The following is a 17,486-nucleotide window of genomic DNA, read 5'->3' as shown; positions in this document are numbered from 1 at the left end:
CGCCGGCGCTAAGCTTCGTGGTTGATGACCGACGCCGCAGCTTCGCCCGCCGTTGACCGTTCGCCGCTGGCGAACCGGATCGTCGACACGCTGATCCATCGCATCGGCAAGGATGAGCGCGCCGCGCGCAAGCACGACTGGCTGGACGCCACCATCCTGACGCTGCGCGACGAGATCATCGACAAATGGATGGAATCGACCCGCGCGGCGCACGCGAGCGGCGCCAAGCGGGTCCATTACCTTAGCCTTGAGTTCCTGATCGGGCGGCTGCTGCGCGACGCGCTGTCCAACCTTGGCCGCAATGCCGAGGTGAAGGCGGCGCTGGCGTCGCTGGGCGTCGACCTGGCCGAGATCGAGGAGATCGAGCCGGACGCTGCGCTGGGGAACGGCGGGCTGGGACGGCTGGCGGCGTGCTTCATGGAGAGCATGGCGACGCTGGAGCTGTCCGCTTATGGCTATGGCATCCGATATGTGAACGGCATGTTCCGCCAGCGCATCGACGATGGCTGGCAGGTCGAGCTTCCCGAAACCTGGCTGACCCATGGCAATCCCTGGGAGTTCGAGCGGCGCGAGAGCGCCTATTTCATCGGCTTCGGCGGCGAGGTAACCAGCAATGCCGCCGGGCGTGTCGACTGGAACCCGGCGGAAGCGGTGGAGGCGGTCGCCTTCGATACGCCGGTGGTCGGCTGGCGCGGCAAGAGGGTGAACACGCTGCGGCTGTGGAGCGCGCGCGCCTTCGATCCCATCCGGCTGGACGCGTTCAACGCCGGCGATCATGCCGGGGCGCTTGCCGGGCAGGTGCGGGCAGAGGCGCTGGTGCGGGTCCTCTACCCGTCGGACGCCAGTGCCGCCGGCCAGGAATTGCGGCTGCGGCAGGAGTATTTCTTCTCCTCCGCCTCGATCCAGGACGTCGTCCGCCGGCACATGCAATCTTTCGGGGACATTCGCCTGCTGCCGGAGAAGGCGGCGATCCAGCTCAACGACACGCACCCGGCGATCTCGGTCGCCGAACTGATGCGCTTGTTGCTCGACCATCACGAACTCGATTTTGACGAGGCGTGGGATATCGCCCGGCGGACGTTCGGCTACACCAACCACACCCTGCTGCCCGAGGCGCTGGAAAGCTGGCCCCTGCCGCTGTTCGAGCGGCTGCTGCCGCGGCACATGCAGATCGTCTATGCGATCAATGCGCAGGTGCTGCGCGAGGCGGCGCGAAGCGGGGCGGCTGACGGCGGGGCGATCGCCGCGATCAGCCTTATCGACGAGAATGGCGAGCGGCGCATCCGGATGGCCAACCTCGCCTTTGTCGGCAGCCACAGCGTCAATGGCGTCGCCGCGCTGCACACCGTGCTGATGAAGCAGACCGTGTTCGCCGACCTGCACCGCCTGTACCCGGACCGGATCAACAACAAGACCAACGGCATCACGCCGCGCCGCTGGCTGATGGAGTGCAACCCGCGCCTGACGTCCCTGATCCGCGATGCGATCGGACCGGCGTTCTGCGACGATGCCGAGCAACTCAAGTTATTAGAATCTTTTGCGAACGACGCCTCGTTTCGGGAGCGTTTTGGTGAAGTGAAGCGTTCCAACAAGGTGGATCTGTCGAATTATCTCAGGGAAGATCAGGGGCTGCGGGTTGACCCCGATGCGCTGTTCGACGTCCAGGTCAAACGGATCCACGAATATAAGCGGCAGTTGCTGAACATCATCGAGACGGTGGCGCTGTACGACCAGATCCGCAGCCATCCGGAGCGCGACTGGGTGCCGCGGGTGAAGTTGTTCGGCGGCAAGGCGGCGTCGAGCTATCACAACGCCAAGCTGATCATCAAACTGGCCAATGACGTCGCCAAGCGGATCAACAGCGATCCCGCCGTGGGCGGGTTGCTGAAGGTCGGCTTCATCCCCAATTACAATGTCAGCCTGGCGGAGCGGATCATTCCCGCCGCCGACCTGTCCGAACAGATCTCCACCGCCGGGATGGAAGCGTCGGGGACGGGGAACATGAAATTCGCGCTCAACGGCGCGATCACGATCGGCACGCTGGACGGCGCCAATATCGAGATCAAGGACCGGGTGGGCGACGACAATATCGTCATCTTCGGCCTGACGGCCGACGAGGTCGCCGAAACGCGACGCGCGGGCTATTCACCGCGGTCTATCATCGAGAACAGCCGGGAGCTGTCGCAGGCGATCAACGCGATCGCCTCCGGCGTGTTCTCGCCCGACGATCCTGGCCGATACCGCGACCTGATGAGCGGCCTCTACGACCATGACTGGTTCATGGTGACGGCCGATTTCGATGCCTATGCGGCGGCGCAGCGCGCGGTGGATGCCCGCTGGATCGACCGCGGCGGATGGCAGGCGTCGGCGATCCGCAACGTGGCGAATGTCGGCTGGTTTTCGTCCGATCGGACGATCGGCGAATATGCGCGCGACATCTGGAACGTGATGTGAAGCCGCCGCCCAGCGCGATCGCCGCCTTGCTCGCTGGGCGCCACGATGACCCTTTCTCGCTGCTGGGCGTCTATGCCGGCCCGACCGGGACGTTTGCCCGCGCGCTGATCCCAGGGGCCGAGCGGGTCGAGGCGCAGACGCTGTCGGGGACGGCGCTCGGCGCGCTGGTTCGTGTCGATGAGCGCGGGCTGTTCGAGGGCGTGATCGCCGGCGAGCCGCAGCCACTGCGCTATCATGCGCAGGGCGGGGGCGCCGAATGGTGGGTGACCGACCCTTATACCTTTGGCCCCGTGCTGGGTCCCGTCGACGATTTGCTGATCGCGCAGGGGACGCATTTCCGCCTGCACGACAAGATGGGCGCGCATCTGATTGAGCATGAAGGTGCATCGGGCGTGCATTTCGCCGTCTGGGCGCCCAATGCGCAGCGTGTCTCCGTGGTCGGCGACTTCAACGACTGGGACGGCAAGCGCCATGTCATGCGGCGGCGCGCGGACGTCGGCGTGTGGGAGATCTTCATCCCCGACATTGCCGAGGGGCGGCATTACAAGTTCGAGATCGTCGGCCCGGATGGGCAGTTGCAGCCGCTGAAGGCAGACCCCTACGCCTTTCGCACCGAATTGCGCCCCGGTACCGCATCGATCACCGCGGCCCCGCTGGCCCATGAATGGGGCGACGCGGACCATGTCGCGCATTGGGCGCGCGTCGATCCGCGCCGTGTGCCGATCAGCATCTACGAGGTGCATGCCGGGTCGTGGGACCGGGACGAGAATGGCTGGTTCCTGACCTGGGACGCGCTGGCCGACCGGCTGATCCCCTATGTCGTCGACATGGGGTTCACCCACATCGAGTTCATGCCGATTTCCGAACATCCTTATGATCCGTCATGGGGATATCAGACGACGGGCCTGTATGCGCCGTCGGCGCGGTTCGGGGATGTCGAGGGGTTTGCCCGGTTCGTCGATGGCGCCCATCGCGCGGGGCTGGGCGTGCTGCTGGACTGGGTGCCGGCGCATTTTCCGATGGACGCATTCGGCCTGATCCATTTCGACGGGACCGCGCTGTACGAGCATGAGGATCCGCGTCTGGGGTTCCATCCCGACTGGAACACGGCGATCTACAATTTCGGCCGGCGCGAGGTGTCGGCCTTCCTCGTCAACAATGCGCTGTTCTGGGCCGAGCGGTTTCACGTCGACGGGCTGCGCGTCGATGCCGTCGCGTCCATGCTGTACCGCGATTACAGCCGGCAGCCGGGCGAGTGGATCCCCAATGCCGAAGGGGGCCGGGAGAATTGGGAAGCGGCGTCGTTCCTCCAGTCGATGAACCGCGCGGTCTATGGCGCGCATCCGGGCATCTTCACGGTGGCGGAGGAATCGACCGCCTGGCCGGGCGTGACTCACCCCGCGCATGACGGGGGGTTGGGGTTCGGCTTCAAGTGGAACATGGGCTTCATGCACGACACGCTGAAGTACATGGCGCGCGAGCCGATCCACCGGCAGCACCATCATCACGATATCACCTTCGGCCTGGTTTACGCGTTCAGCGAGAATTACGTCCTGGCGCTCAGCCACGACGAGGTGGTGCACGGCAAGGGTTCGCTGCTGGCGAAGATGAGCGGCGACGACTGGCAGCAGTTCGCCAACCTGCGCGCCATGTATGCGCTGATGTGGGGATATCCCGGCAAGAAGCTGCTGTTCATGGGGCAGGAGTTCGCCCAGCGGCGCGAGTGGAGCGAGGCGCGGGCGCTGGACTGGGACCTGCTGCATTCGACCGCGCACGAGGGTGTGCGCAAGCTGATCCGCGACCTGAACCGGGTCTATCGCGAGAAGCCCGCACTTCATGCGCGGGACTGCGAGCCGGAAGGGTTCGAGTGGCTGGTCGGCGACGACGCGGCCAATTCGGTGTTCGTCTGGCTGCGCAAGGCACCGGGCGCGGCGCCAATTGCGGTGATCTGCAACATGACGCCGGTCGCGCGTGCGCCCTATCGTATCCCACTGCCGCATGACGGCCGCTGGCGCGAGATCCTGAATTCCGATTCCAGTTTCTACTGGGGATCGGGCCTCGGCAACATGGGCGGAGTAGAGGTGCGCGACGGCGCGGCAATGGTCACGCTGCCGCCGCTGGCGACGATCATGCTCGAGTTTGAAGGATAGCGTTTTGCTCTCGGGTGGAGGCAGTGCGGGGGCGTCTTTCCCCGGCCTTCGAGAGACCAGGGGAGGGCCTGTTCCCCTGGCATCATGACTGAGGGAGACAGGCCCTCCCGAAACGTACCCCGCCGCGTGGGGCAAGGAAGGCACGATGGACCACAGAAGAGGACAGCCGCTGGCCCGAGACGCGATGGCCTATGTGCTTGCCGGGGGGCGCGGCAGCCGCCTGCACGAAATGACCGATACGCGGGCCAAGCCGGCGGTCTATTTCGGGGGCAAGAGCCGGATCATCGATTTCGCGCTGTCGAACGCGATCAATTCGGGCATTCGGCGGATCGGCGTCGCGACCCAGTACAAGGCGCATTCGCTGATCCGTCACCTGCAGCGGGGCTGGAACTTCCTGCGGCCCGAGCGCAACGAGAGCTTCGACATCCTGCCCGCCTCGCAACGCATCAGCGAGTTCCAATGGTATGAAGGCACGGCCGATGCCGTGTTCCAGAACATCGACATCATCGAGAGCTACGATCCCGAATATATGGTGATCCTGGCGGGTGATCACATCTACAAGATGGATTACGAGCTGATGCTGCAGCAGCATTGCGATTCAGGCGCGGACGTCACGGTCGCCTGTCTCGAAGTGCCGCGGATGGAGGCGGTCGGCTTTGGCGTGATGCATGTCGACGAGAGCGGCCGGATCCTCGACTTCATTGAGAAGCCCGCCGATCCGCCGGCGATGCCGGGCAAGCCGGACGTCGCGCTGGCGTCGATGGGCATTTATGTCTTTCGGACCGCGCTGCTGATCGACCAGCTACGCCGGGATGCCGCGACGCCGGATTCGAAGCGCGATTTCGGGCGCGACATCGTCCCCTGGCTGGTCAAGAACGGCAAGGCGGTGGCGCATCAGTTCACCGATTCCTGCGTCCGGTCATCCAACGAGGCATCGGCCTATTGGCGCGATGTGGGGACGGTGGACGCGTACTGGGAAGCGAACATCGACCTTACCGATGTGGTGCCCGCGCTCGACCTTTATGACCGGACCTGGCCGATTTCGACCTATTCGGAACTGACGCCGCCGGCCAAGTTCGTGCATGACGTCGATGGCCGGCGCGGTTCGGCGGTCGCGAGCCTCGTGTCGGGAGATTGCATCGTTTCGGGTTCCTCGATCTACCGATCGCTGCTGTCGACGGGGACGCGGACGCACAGTTTCGCGATGCTCGATGAGGCGGTGGTGCTGCCGTTCGTGAAGATCGGCCGGGGCGCGCGGCTGCGCAAGGTGGTGATCGATCGCGGCGTCGAGATCCCCGACGGACTGGTCGTCGGCGATGATCCGGTGCTGGACGCCAAGCGGTTTCGCCGCACCGACAATGGCGTCTGCCTGATCACGAAGCCGATGATTGACCGACTGTGAGCGACGCTGCGTGAAAATATTGTCGGTTGCTTCGGAGGCGTATCCGCTGGTCAAGACCGGGGGGCTCGCCGACGTCGTCGGCGCGCTGCCGGCGGCGCTGAGCGAACATGGCGTGCAGGTTACCACGTTGCTGCCGGGCTATCCCGCCGTGATGAAGGCGGCGGGGGGAAGAGCGGTGCACCGCTGGCGCGACCTGATGGGCGGAGGCGAGGCGCGGTTGCTGCGCGGGGAGATTGCGGGCCATCCCCTGCTGGTCCTGGAGGCGCCCGGCCTGTTTGCGCGGAAGGGCGGGCTGTATGCCGCTGCCGCTGGCGGGGACTGGCCGGACAATTGGCAGCGCTTTGCCGCGTTCGGGCAGGCGGCGGCGCAGGTCGCCACCGGCGGGGTTCGGGGGCTGCGCTTCGATCTGCTGCATGCGCATGACTGGCAGGGCGGGATGGCCCCAGTGTATCTGCGATATGCCCAGGCGGCGGTGAAATCGGTGCTGACCGTCCACAACATCGCGTTTCAGGGGCAGTTCGGGGCGGAGGTGTTCCCGCGCCTGGGGCTGCCGCCCGAGGCGTGGTCGATCGACGGGGTCGAATATTATGGCGGGGTCGGCTTCCTGAAGGGCGGACTGGCGGCGGCGACGGCGATCACGACCGTCAGCCCGACTTATGCCCGCGAGATCCTGCGGCCCGAATTCGGCATGGGGCTGGAGGGGCTGATCGCCGGCCGGTCCGCCGAGCTGACCGGGATCGTCAACGGTATCGATCCCGCGGTGTGGAACCCGCGCAGCGATGCGGCGCTGTGCGCGCGTTACGACGAGGCTGATCTCGCGCGGCGCGTGCAGAACAAGCGGGCGATCGAGCAGCAGTTCGGGCTGGACGAGGCGGAGGGGCCGCTGTTCACAGTCGTGACCCGGCTGACGTGGCAGAAGGGCATGGACGTGCTGGCCGGTGCGCTCGACTCGCTGGTCGATATGGGCGGGCGGCTGGCCTTGCTTGGGTCGGGGGACGAGGGGCTGGAGCAGGCGTTCCTTCGCGCCGCGGCACGCCACCCGGGGCGGATCGGCGTGCGGATTGGCTATGACGAAGCTCTGTCGCACCTGCTGCAGGGCGGCGCCGACGCGATCATCATCCCGTCGCGCTTCGAGCCTTGCGGGCTGACGCAATTATATGGCCTCGCCTATGGCTGCGTTCCGATCGTGGCGCGGGTCGGCGGGCTGGCCGATACGGTGATCGATGCCAATCCGGCCGCGCTCGGCGCCGGGGTGGCGACCGGCATACAGTTCGACGACGTCACGCATGAAGGGCTGACCTACGCCTTGCGCAAGGCGGTCAGCCTCTACGGCCAGCCGGCGCGGTGGCGGCGGATGCAGCAGCGCGGCATGGCCGCCGATTTTTCGTGGAAGACCAGCGGCGCGGCCTATGCGGCGCTTTACCGGAGCCTAGTGAGCGCATGATCGAGACGGTTTCCACCACCCCTTATGGCGACCAGAAGCCCGGCACATCCGGACTGCGCAAGAAGGTGAAGGTATTCCAGCAGCCGCATTATGCCGAGAATTTCATCCAGTCGGTGTTCGAGGTGGTCGAGGGGCGCGAGGGCGCGACGCTGATCATCGGGGGCGACGGCCGTTACCTGAACCGCGAGGTGATCGACAAGGCGATCCGCATGGCGGCGGCGAACGGTTTTGGCCGCGTCATCGTGGGGCGGGGCGGTATCCTGTCGACGCCGGCCGCGTCTCACCTGATCCGCAGCCGTGAGGCGATCGGAGGGCTGATCCTGTCGGCGAGCCACAATCCGGGCGGGCCGAACGAGGATTTCGGGATCAAGTACAATGTCGCCAATGGCGGTCCTGCGCCCGAGAAGGTGACCGACGCGATCCTGGAACGCACCCGGGCGATCGACAGCTACCGCATTGCCGACGCGGAGGCGGTCGACATCGACGCGATCGGAGAGACCGAGATTGCCGGCATGACGGTCGAGGTGGTCGATCCCGTCGCGGCTTATGCCGACCTGATGCAGTCATTGTTCGATTTCACCGCAATCCGCGGTGCTGGCCTGACCATGGCCTTCGACGCAATGAGCGCGGTGACTGGGCCTTATGCGACCGAGATCCTGGAGCGCCGACTGGGGTTCGAACAGGGCACCGTGCGCAACGGCACGCCGCTCGAGGATTTCGGCGGCCATCATCCAGACCCCAATCTGGTCCATGCGCGCACATTATATGATCTGATGATGAGTGCAGATGCGCCCGATTTCGGCGCCGCTTCCGATGGTGATGGTGATCGCAATCTCATCATTGGCCGCGACATCTTCATCACGCCGTCGGACAGCCTCGCCATGCTGGCGGCCAATGCGCACCTTGCCCCGGCCTATGCGGAGGGGCTGAGGGGGATCGCGCGATCCATGCCGACCAGTGCGGCCGCCGATCGCGTTGCCGCCGCGCTGAACATCCCGCTCTTTGAAACCCCAACGGGGTGGAAGTTCTTCGGCAACCTGCTGGATGCCGGCATGGTGACGATCTGCGGTGAGGAAAGCGCCGGCACCGGGTCCGATCACGTGCGCGAGAAGGATGGGCTGTGGGCGGTTTTGCTGTGGCTGAATATCCTGGCGGCCACCGGCAAGTCGGTGAAGCAGATCGCCGAGGAGCATTGGGCGCGGTTCGGCCGGACTTATTACGCGCGGCATGATTATGAAGGCGTCGACAGCGCGGCAGCCGAGGCACTGGTGGACGGACTGCGTGCCCGCCTCTCGGACCTGCCGGGGCAGGAGATCGCCGGCCTGCGGATCGAAGCGGCGGACGAGTTCGCCTATGAGGACCCGACCGATGGATCGATCAGCCGCCAGCAGGGGCTGCGCGTCCTGTTCGAGGGCGGCAGCCGCGTTGTCTTCCGCCTGTCGGGGACCGGAACCAGCGGCGCCACGCTCCGCGTGTATCTGGAACGCTATGAGCCGGTCGGCGGGCGGCTGGATCAGGATACCGGCGAGATGCTGGCCGATATCGCGCGTGCGGCGGATGAGATTGCCGGCATTACCCGGCACACCGGCCGCGCGCGGCCCGATGTGATTACCTGACCCGGCGGCGCGGGTGAGCCAAGCCATGCCGGAGAAGACGCCGCACTGTTTCCGCGTGCGATCGCCGGCCGCCGGGGCCGTGTGGCTGTGCCTGTTCGACGCGGCGGGTGCGGAAACCCGCTACCCGATGGAGCGGGACGGGGAGACATGGGTGCTCGACCTGCCCGTGCCGGTTGGCACCCGCTACGGCTATCGTGCCGACGGGGCGCCGCCGTTCGATGCGGCCAAGCTGCTGGTCGACCCGCGCGCGACCGAGCTTGACCGACCGTTCGTCCATGATCCCCGGCTTGGCGAGCGGGGCGTCGATACGGCGGCGCTCGTGCCCAAGGCGATCGTCGCGGCGGTGCTGCCGCCGCTGGCGCCCGCGCCGCCGGTCTTCCGTCCCGGGCAGCTGATCTACGAGATCAACGTCCGCGCCTTCACCATGCGTCATCCGGACGTGCCGGCGGGGCAGCGCGGCACGGTGGGGGCGCTGACGCATCCGGCGGTGCTGGCGCATCTGCGCAAGCTGCGCGTCGGGGCAGTCGAGCTGATGCCGATCGTCGCGTGGATTGACGAACGGCATCTGCCGCCGCTCGCGCTGAGCAACGCCTGGGGGTATAATCCGGTCGTGCCGATGGCGCTTGACCCGCGGCTATGCCCCGGCGGGATGGCGGAGCTGCGCCGCACGGTCGCGGTTCTGCGCGCCAATGGGATCGGGACGATCCTGGACCTCGTGTTCAATCACACCGGGGAAAGCGACGTTGAGGGGGCGACCCTGTCGCTGCGCGGGCTGGACGATCGTTGTTACGCGCGTGCGCCCGATGGCACGCTGATCAACGATGCCGGTACCGGCAACACGCTCGATTTTGGGTACCCGCCGGTGCGCGACCTGACGCTTGACACGCTGCGCCATTTCGTGGCCGGCGCCGGGGTCGACGGATTTCGCTTCGACCTGGCGCCCGTGATGGCTAGGTCGCCGGGGTTTGACCCCCACGCGCCGATCTTTGCCGCGATCGCCGACGATCCGCTGCTGGCCGATCGTATCATGATCGCCGAGCCCTGGGATGTCGGGCCTGGCGGATACCAGCTGGGCCAGTTTCCCGAGCGGTGGCTGGAGTGGAACGACCGCTTTCGCGACGATGCGCGGCGGTTCTGGCGCGGTGATGGTGGTGCCGGCGCGCTCGCCACGCGGCTTGCCGGATCAACCGATATCTTTGGCCACCATGCCACGCGCAGCATCAATTTTGTCGCCGCGCATGACGGCTTCACGCTGCGAGACGCCGTGAGTTTCATCGAACGGCGCAACGACGCCAATGGCGAGGATAATCAGGACGGTCACCGCGACGAGGTGAGCTGGGATGCGGGAAGCGACGAGGCCCGGCGGCGGGATGCGAAGGCGCTGCTCGCCACGCTGTTTGCCGCGCGCGGGACGATCATGCTGACCGCGGGCGACGAATTCGGGCGGACGCAGGGCGGTAACAACAACGCCTATGCGCAGGATAATCACATCGTCTGGCTCGACTGGTCGGCGCGAGACGGCGAGCTGGAGGACTATGTCGCGCAGCTATCCGAATGGCGTGCCGAGCACCCCGAACTGGCCGATCCCGCAATCCGGCATGACCTGCACTGGCAGCGACTGGATGGCGGGGCGATGGCGCCGGCGGACTGGGACGATGCGGCAGGGTTCGTGATGACGCTGCCGGAAGGGGCGGGCATCCGGATCGACCGTGATGCCCGCGCCGTTCATTACACCGGCTGAGCGCCGGCGGGCCTGATCAGGCCTGCGGCGTGACGAGATACTTCTCGCCCGTCGCGCGCTTGCCGTAGGCAGCGATGTTCGCCGGGTCGAGCACACCGGCAAGCGGGATACGCTGCGTATATTTGCTGGCGAAGGTGGTCTTCAGCTCGCGTGAGACGCGTTCGCGAAGTGCCTTTGCCTCGGTCGCGCCCACATCCTCGAGGAAATAGGTCAGCAACCAGCCGCCCATGCGCCAGCGCATGCCGAAGCCGCGGTTGAACTCGGTCGGCGCCGACGACAGGCCGCCATAGAGGTACACCTGCTTCATCTGGCGCGAGCCATAAGGGCCGTCGGCGCGCTGGGTACGGAGCGCAGCCTGTTCCATCGCGGCGAGGATCTGGCCAGCGAGTTTTCCGCCGCCAACGGCGTCAAACGCGAGGAACGCGTTGGTCGCGGCGATGGCGTCGATCAGCCTGGGCATGAAATCGTCGGCGGTCATGTCGACGACATGCTCCGCGCCGAGATCGCGCAGCAGCTTGGCCTGCGTCTCGCTGCGCACGATGTTGACCAGCGGAACGCCATCCGCCTTGCACAATTTGACCAGCATCTGACCTAGGTTCGACGCGGCGGCGGTGTGGACGAGGCCCTGATAGCCTTCGCGCTTCATCGTGCCGACCATGCCGAGCGCGGTGAGCGGGTTGACGTAGGAGGAGGCGGCCTCCTCGGCGGTGGTCCCTTCCGGCACGGTCATGCAGTCGGCAGCGCGCACCTTGCGGTACTCGGCATAGAAGCCGCCGCCGGCGAGCGCGACGGTCTTGCCGATCAATGCCTGCGCGTCGGCCGAGCTGCCGGCCGCGACAACGACGCCGGCGCCCTCGTTACCGACGGGCAGGTCAATGCCCTTGCGGGCCGACAACGCACGCTGCACCGGCGGGGAGAGCGAGGCGACCGCGGCGTCGCCATCGCGGCTGAACGCATCACCCTCGGTCAGGGCGAGCAACACGCCGAGATCGGACGGGTTGATCGGAGATGCTTCGACGCGGATGACCACTTCATCGTCACCAGGCGTCGGCATCGGGACGCTTTGCAGCGACAGGCGAACCTGGCCCTCGGGCGTGACGGTCGAAACCAGCCGGCGATACGTGTCAGGCAGATCAGTCATCCAACTTCCTCTCGTTTGCCGAACAGCTGTGCGCAACTAAGCTGTGCGTGTCGAGGGTTGTCGGGAAAAGGAAGGGCTGGCCGGGGAGAGCGCGGCCGCGCTCCCCGGCTAGTTGTTAGGTAGTGCCGCGCGGCTGGGTTGCCCGTCAGGCCAGCGTCAGGCCCTTCATGCTGCCCTCGTCCCGCCACGCCTTGATCGTGTTGAAGAAGGCGACCGGCCCCTTGCCATAGCTGGAGAAGCTGGCGGCCTTGGGGCTGAGCTGACCCTCGCCGTTGTAATAGCCTGGCGTGCATTCCTCGAGGAACTTGCGCCGGTCGAGCACGGAGGCGAGGATTTCATTGGTCCACGCCGCCTCTGCCTCCGCGTTTGCCTCGACCCGCGACTTCTGTGCGCGCATCGCCTCGCCGATGATGTGCGCTGCGTGGCCCGCCTGTTCCAGTAGCGCGTGCGGGTAATTGGCGGTGAAGCCCGACTGGATCACCGAGAAGATGAACATGTTGGGGAAGCCGTTGACGGTCATGCCGTGAAGCGTGCGGCCGCCGTCGGCCCATTTCTGTTCGAGCGACTGCCCGCCGGTGCCGTGCACGTCATAGCCGGCGCGTCGCGCATAGCTGGTGCCGACTTCAAAGCCGGTGCCGAAGATCAGGCAGTCGAGCTTGTATTCGGTGCCGGCGACGACGACGCCGTTCTTCGTAATCCGCTCCACCCCCTTGCCCTGGGTGTCAATCAACGAGACGTTGGGCCGGTTGAAGGTCGCCAGATAATCGTCGTGGAAGCAGGGGCGCTTGCAGAACTGATTGTACCAGGGCTTCAGCGCCTCGGCCGTCGCCTCGTCCTGAACGACCTCGTCCACGCGCGCGCGGATGGATTCCATCTTCTGGAAATCGGCAAGCTGCACCAGCTCATCCGGGTTTTGCGCGCCCGACCTGGCCGCCTTCATCCGCGCGATGACGCCTAGATTGCGGATGATGTCGGTCCAGCCGTCGTTGACCAGATCCTCCTCCGCCCAGCCGCCCGAGACGAGCGTGTTGAAATTCTCCATGCGCTGCTGGTGCCAGCCGGGCGTCAGTGACTGCGCCCATTGTGGGTCGGTCGGCCGGTCGCCGCGGACGTCGATCGAGGAGGGCGTGCGCTGGAACACGAACAATTGCTTGGCGGTCGCGCCGAGATGCGGGACGCATTGCACCGCGGTGGCGCCAGTGCCGATGATCCCGACGACCTTGTCGCCCAGCTTGTCGAGCCCGCCATTCTGGTCGCCGCCGGTATAATCATAATCCCAACGGCTGGTGTGGAAGGTGTGACCCTCAAATTCCTCGATGCCCGGGATTCCCGGCAGCTTGGGGCGGTGCAGCGGGCCGTTCGCCATGATGACGAAGCGGGCGCGGATCGCGTCGCCACGATTGGTGGAAATGATCCAACGGCGGGTTTCCTCATTCCAGCTGAGGTCGGTTACCTCGGTCTGGAACAGGACGTCGCGATACAGGTCGAACCGCTCGGCGATGCGACGCGAATACGCGCGGATTTCCGGTCCCTGGCTGTATTTGCGCTCAGGGATGAAGCCGGTTTCCTCGAGCAGCGGAAGGTAGACGTAGCTTTCGATGTCGCAGGCCGCGCCGGGGTAGCGGTTCCAGTACCAGGTGCCGCCGAACTCACCGCCCTTTTCGATGATGCGCACATCCTCGATCCCCGCGTCGCGCAGCTTCGCGCCGGCCAGCAGGCCACCGAAGCCGCCGCCGATCACGACCACGTCCTTCTCGTCGGCAAGCGCCGGGCGCGCGATTGGCTGATCGATATAGGGATCCTCGAGGTAGCGGGCGAAGGCGCCGGTCATCTCGACATATTGTTCGTTCGCGTCGTCGCGCAGGCGCTTGTCGCGCTCGGCCAGATATTTCGCCCTCAGCGCCGCCGGATCGAAATCAAACCCGGCATCGGGCGCGGCGTGGATCGCCTGCGACTCGAGTGTCATCTGCCTCTCCTCGTCCCATTTTCTTGGAACGCATTATGACTTAATGCGAGGCAGAGGTGTAGAGTGCAAGCAAACTAAAGTTGCGACTGTGAGCCGATCAGCGTTCGAGCCGCCCGTCGCCGATCGCGCTGGCTTCAAACGGGAAGAGCGTGTCGGGATCGGGCTTGTTCACATCCTTGGTGATCGAGGGCGGCGCCAGTTCGTGCAGCAGATGCTGGATGATCGCGCGGCGGGCGGGCTTCTTGTGATCGGCGCGCACGCACACCCAGGGGGCGAGCGGGGTGCTGGTACGCGTCAGCATCGTATCGCGGGCGGTGGTGTAGCCGTCCCATTCCTTGACCGCGATTTTGTCGAGATCGGAGATCTTGAGCGCCTTCAGCGGATCGCTGCGGCGTGAATTCAGGCGCTTGGCCTGCTCATCACGCGAGATGTCGAGCCAGAGCTTCACCATCCGGATGCCCGACCCGATCAGCATGGCCTCAAAGGCGGGGACATCCTCCAAGAAGCGCGCCTGCTCCTCCGGCGTGGAGAAATGGTTGACCACCTCGACGCCTGCGCGATTGTACCAGCTGCGATTGAAGATCACGAGCTCGCCGGCGGCGGGCAGATGTTCGACATAGCGCTGGAAATACCATTGCGAGCGTTCCTGCACCGTCGGCTTTGGCAAGGCGACGACGCGGGTGTGGCGCACCGCCAGATGGCGGGTGATCCGGCGGATCGCCCCATCCTTTCCGGCGGTGTCGCGCCCCTCCAGGATGACGAGCGCGCGCTCGCCGGATTGTGCCGTCCATTGCTGGTAGCGGACCAGCGCCACCTGGAGGTCGTGATCCTCCTGATCGTGGTCCGCTCCCATCGCCTCAGACCAGCTCGACGGCGAGGGCGGTGGCTTCACCGCCGCCGATGCACAGGCTGGCCACGCCGCGCTTCTTGCCCTGGTTCTTCAGCGCCGCGACCAAGGTGGTGATGATCCGCGCGCCGGACGCGCCGATCGGGTGGCCGAGCGCCGTGGCGCCGCCGTTCACGTTGATCTTGTCATGCGGGATGCCGAGGTCCTTCATCGCGAACATCGCGACGCAGGCGAAAGCCTCGTTGATTTCGAACAGATCGACCTCATCGATCGTCCAGCCAGCCTTCTTCAGCAGCTTCTCGATGGCGCCCACGGGAGCGGTGGTGAAGGCTGCAGGCTCTTGCGCGTGGGCGGCATGGGCGACGATGCGCGCGATCGGCGTCTGGCCATTGGCCTTGGCGACGCTTTCGCGAGTGAGGACCAGAGCGGCGGCGCCATCGGAGATCGAGGAGCTGGTAGCTGCCGTGATCGTCCCATCCTTGGCAAACGCGGGGCGCAGCGTCGGGATCTTGTCGGGCATGCCGCGGCCGGGCTGCTCGTCGGTGTCCACCACGACGTCGCCCTTGCGGGTAGAGACCGTCACCGGCACGATTTCGTCAGCAAACGCCCCCGACTGGATGGCGGCCTGTGCGCGGCGCAGCGATTCGATCGAATAATCGTCCTGTGCCTGACGGGTGAGCTGATATTCGTTGGCGGTATCCTGCGCAAAGGTGCCCATCGCGCGGCCGGCCTCATAGGCGTCCTCCAGACCATCCAGGAACATATGGTCGTAGGCCGTGTCGTGACCGATCCGGGAGCCCGAGCGGTGCTTCTGAAGGATGTAGGGGGCGTTGGTCATGCTCTCCATGCCGCCGGCGACGATCACGTACGCCGATCCGGCTGCGATCGCCTCCGCGCCCATGATCACCGTCTGCATGCCCGAACCGCACACCTTGTTGACGGTGGTCGCCTGCACCGATTTGGGCAGGCCCGCCTTGATCGCCGCCTGACGCGCCGGTGCCTGACCGAGACCGGCCGGGAGGACGCAGCCCATGTAGATGCGGTCCACCGCCGCGCCATCGACACCGGCACGTTCCACCGCCGCCTTCACGGCCGTCGCGCCCAGATCGGTGGCGGAGACGTCGGCCAATGCCCCCTGCATGCCGCCCATCGGCGTGCGGGCGTAGGAGAGGATGACGACGGGATCGGTGGTCATGGAAATGAAGCTCCGGGACAAAATCGTATTGGGTTCGATCTAGTGTCAGTTGCAGGCGAATACAAAGGGCAAGCCAGCGCGTTGGGCGGCGATGGAGAGCTGGATCGACGTATTGAAATGGGCCGCCGCAATCAGCGGAATGATTGCCGCCTTCATGGTTTCGCTGGATCTGGGGCGCCGCGTGACGGGCTGGGGCTTTGTCCTGTTCGTCGGATCGTCGGTCTGCTGGGTCACTGGCGCGCTGCTGACCGAGGATTGGGCGCTGGGAACGCAGAACATCGTGCTGTTCGGCATCAATCTGTTCGGGGTCTATCGATATCTGATACGCAAGAAGGGTGTCTGATCTTCTCTGGCCGGTAGCGCTCGCCACGCTTGGCGCGATCCTCGGTAGCTTTCTGGCGACCGTCGCCCTGCGCTGGCCGGCGGGGCAATCCGCCTTGTCCGGGCGATCGATGTGCGATGGCTGCGGCCAGCCGCTCTCCGCCGTGGATCTGGTGCCGCTCCTCAGCTTCGTCGGCTTGCGGGGGCGGGCGCGTTGCTGTGGCGCGACGATCCCGGCGCTGCATTGGCAGGTGGAGGCGGGATGTGCCGTGGCAGGCTTCCTCGCCGGACTGGTCGCAAGCGGTGCGCCGGCGCTGCTGATCGCGGGGTTCGGGTGGCTGCTGGTGCTCGTCGTCGCGCTGGATGCGACCGAATTCTGGATTCCCGATCCGCTGCCGATGGTCATCGCCGCTTTGGGGCTGATCGCGTCGTTTTTCCTGCCGCCGCCCCTGGTGGCGCGGATCATCGGCGGGGTCGCCGGCTTTACGTCGCTGTGGCTGATCGGATTCCTGTATCATCGGGTTCGCGGGGTGGAGGGGCTGGGCGGCGCTGACCCCAAATTGTTCGGTGCCATCGGGCTGTGGCTCGGCTGGCGGATGCTTCCGCCCGTGCTGCTGCTCGCCGCACTGATCGGGCTTGGAATTGTCGCCTGGCGGATGACCACCGGGCGGGCGGTGGGGCGCGACGACGCGCTGCCGTTCGGCGCGTATCTTGCGCTCGCGGCTTACCCGGCGCTGTTGCTCATGGTACACCTCGGGCCATGATCGCGTTGCTTCTTGCCCTCGCCGCGGCCGATCCGCCCAGGACGCCGGTGCCGATCGCCGGGCTGCCGCTGGCGGCGCTGCCGCCCCAGTCGCTGCCGACGCAGGGGTGTGCTGCCTATCTCTTCGCGGCCGGGCAGGGCCGTGCGTTGGTCGGCATGGCCAGTGCGGCGCCTGGCACCTTGCGGCTGGCGCTGGACGGCCGCGTTGCCGATTATGCGCGGCAGAACCAGACCGGGAGCGCCGGCTTCGGTTTTGCGACGACGACGACGTATCAGAGCGCGGACGTGACCGCGACGCTCGACCTTGCCGTGCAGACACGCCGCGACCTGTCACAAGGAGCAGTGGTGGACAGCGGTACCTTGCGTATCGACCGGACCGGTCACGATACCGTGATCCTGCCGGTGGCGGGCCTGATAGGATGCGCGGCCACCTGACCGACGAAGAC

At 66.1% G+C, this 17,486-nt stretch carries 13 protein-coding genes; 9 read left to right on the top strand and 4 right to left on the bottom strand.

The genetic code is table 11. From position 1 onward, the window contains the following. Positions 1-24 precede the first annotated feature (24 nt). The 6 genes from L8F96_RS00795 (at position 25) to L8F96_RS00770 (ending at position 10,807) form a co-directional block, all read left to right on the top strand. Positions 25-2,454 carry a glycogen/starch/alpha-glucan phosphorylase gene (locus L8F96_RS00795; protein WP_334654573.1) on the top strand — a complete coding sequence of 810 codons (2,430 nt, stop codon included), beginning with the start codon at positions 25-27 and terminating at the stop codon, positions 2,452-2,454. Beyond that, complete coding sequence (glgB, locus tag L8F96_RS00790) at positions 2,451-4,604, top strand: 1,4-alpha-glucan branching protein GlgB (protein WP_334654572.1); 2,154 nt, start codon at positions 2,451-2,453, stop codon at positions 4,602-4,604. The genes L8F96_RS00795 and glgB overlap by 4 nt, the downstream gene beginning before the upstream one ends. A 145-nt stretch (positions 4,605-4,749) precedes the next feature. Beyond that, positions 4,750-6,006, top strand: a complete 1,257-nt coding sequence (gene glgC, locus L8F96_RS00785) for a glucose-1-phosphate adenylyltransferase (protein WP_082103072.1) — start codon at positions 4,750-4,752, stop codon at positions 6,004-6,006. A gap of 10 nt (positions 6,007-6,016) precedes the next feature. Beyond that, a complete protein-coding gene (gene glgA / locus L8F96_RS00780) occupies positions 6,017-7,450 on the top strand; it encodes a glycogen synthase GlgA (RefSeq protein ID WP_334654570.1) in 1,434 nt (477 codons plus the stop codon). Beyond that, positions 7,447-9,066 (top strand): alpha-D-glucose phosphate-specific phosphoglucomutase, encoded by a 1,620-nt coding sequence (locus L8F96_RS00775; RefSeq protein WP_046410264.1) that lies wholly within the window; start codon positions 7,447-7,449, stop codon positions 9,064-9,066. The genes glgA and L8F96_RS00775 overlap by 4 nt, the downstream gene beginning before the upstream one ends. Positions 9,067-9,091: 25 nt before the next feature. Continuing rightward, positions 9,092-10,807: a glycogen debranching protein gene (locus tag L8F96_RS00770; RefSeq protein ID WP_334654568.1), complete on the top strand. Its 1,716-nt coding sequence runs from the start codon at positions 9,092-9,094 to the stop codon at positions 10,805-10,807. A 16-nt stretch (positions 10,808-10,823) separates the two neighbouring features. Here L8F96_RS00770 and L8F96_RS00765 read toward each other — a convergent pair whose 3' ends face one another. From L8F96_RS00765 to L8F96_RS00750, 4 genes are all read right to left on the bottom strand, one after another. Further along, complete coding sequence (locus L8F96_RS00765; RefSeq protein WP_334654566.1) at positions 10,824-11,948, bottom strand: zinc-binding dehydrogenase; 1,125 nt, start codon at positions 11,946-11,948, stop codon at positions 10,824-10,826. 145 nt (positions 11,949-12,093) lie between these two features. Continuing rightward, the gene (locus L8F96_RS00760) at positions 12,094-13,914 is read right to left on the bottom strand and encodes a flavin-containing monooxygenase (protein ID WP_334654564.1); all 1,821 of its coding nucleotides are present in this window, start codon (positions 13,912-13,914) and stop codon (positions 12,094-12,096) included. A gap of 97 nt (positions 13,915-14,011) precedes the next feature. Further along, positions 14,012-14,806 carry a polyphosphate kinase 2 family protein gene (locus L8F96_RS00755; protein ID WP_334654562.1) on the bottom strand — a complete coding sequence of 265 codons (795 nt, stop codon included), beginning with the start codon at positions 14,804-14,806 and terminating at the stop codon, positions 14,012-14,014. Beyond that, positions 14,772-15,956 carry an acetyl-CoA C-acyltransferase gene (locus L8F96_RS00750; protein ID WP_334654560.1) on the bottom strand — a complete coding sequence of 395 codons (1,185 nt, stop codon included), beginning with the start codon at positions 15,954-15,956 and terminating at the stop codon, positions 14,772-14,774. The genes L8F96_RS00755 and L8F96_RS00750 overlap by 35 nt, the downstream gene beginning before the upstream one ends. Positions 15,957-16,047: 91 nt before the next feature. Between L8F96_RS00750 and L8F96_RS00745 the strand changes: the two genes are divergently transcribed. Genes L8F96_RS00745 through L8F96_RS00735 form a run of 3 tightly spaced genes read left to right on the top strand, consistent with a single transcriptional unit; the run spans position 16,048 to position 17,475 of the window. Further along, positions 16,048-16,299 (top strand): hypothetical protein, encoded by a 252-nt coding sequence (locus L8F96_RS00745; RefSeq protein WP_245995386.1) that lies wholly within the window; start codon positions 16,048-16,050, stop codon positions 16,297-16,299. Further along, positions 16,292-17,041: a prepilin peptidase gene (locus L8F96_RS00740; RefSeq protein WP_334654557.1), complete on the top strand. Its 750-nt coding sequence runs from the start codon at positions 16,292-16,294 to the stop codon at positions 17,039-17,041. The genes L8F96_RS00745 and L8F96_RS00740 overlap by 8 nt, the downstream gene beginning before the upstream one ends. After that, positions 17,038-17,475: a hypothetical protein gene (locus L8F96_RS00735; RefSeq protein ID WP_334654556.1), complete on the top strand. Its 438-nt coding sequence runs from the start codon at positions 17,038-17,040 to the stop codon at positions 17,473-17,475. Before L8F96_RS00740 ends, L8F96_RS00735 begins: the two co-directional genes overlap by 4 nt. Positions 17,476-17,486: the final 11 nt, after the last annotated feature.

The organism is Sphingomonas panaciterrae, from assembly GCF_036890205.1.
GTDB lineage: Bacteria > Pseudomonadota > Alphaproteobacteria > Sphingomonadales > Sphingomonadaceae > Sphingomonas > Sphingomonas panaciterrae.
The sequence above is the reverse complement of the archived record's forward strand: the minus strand, read 5'-3'. Positions and strand labels throughout refer to the sequence as shown.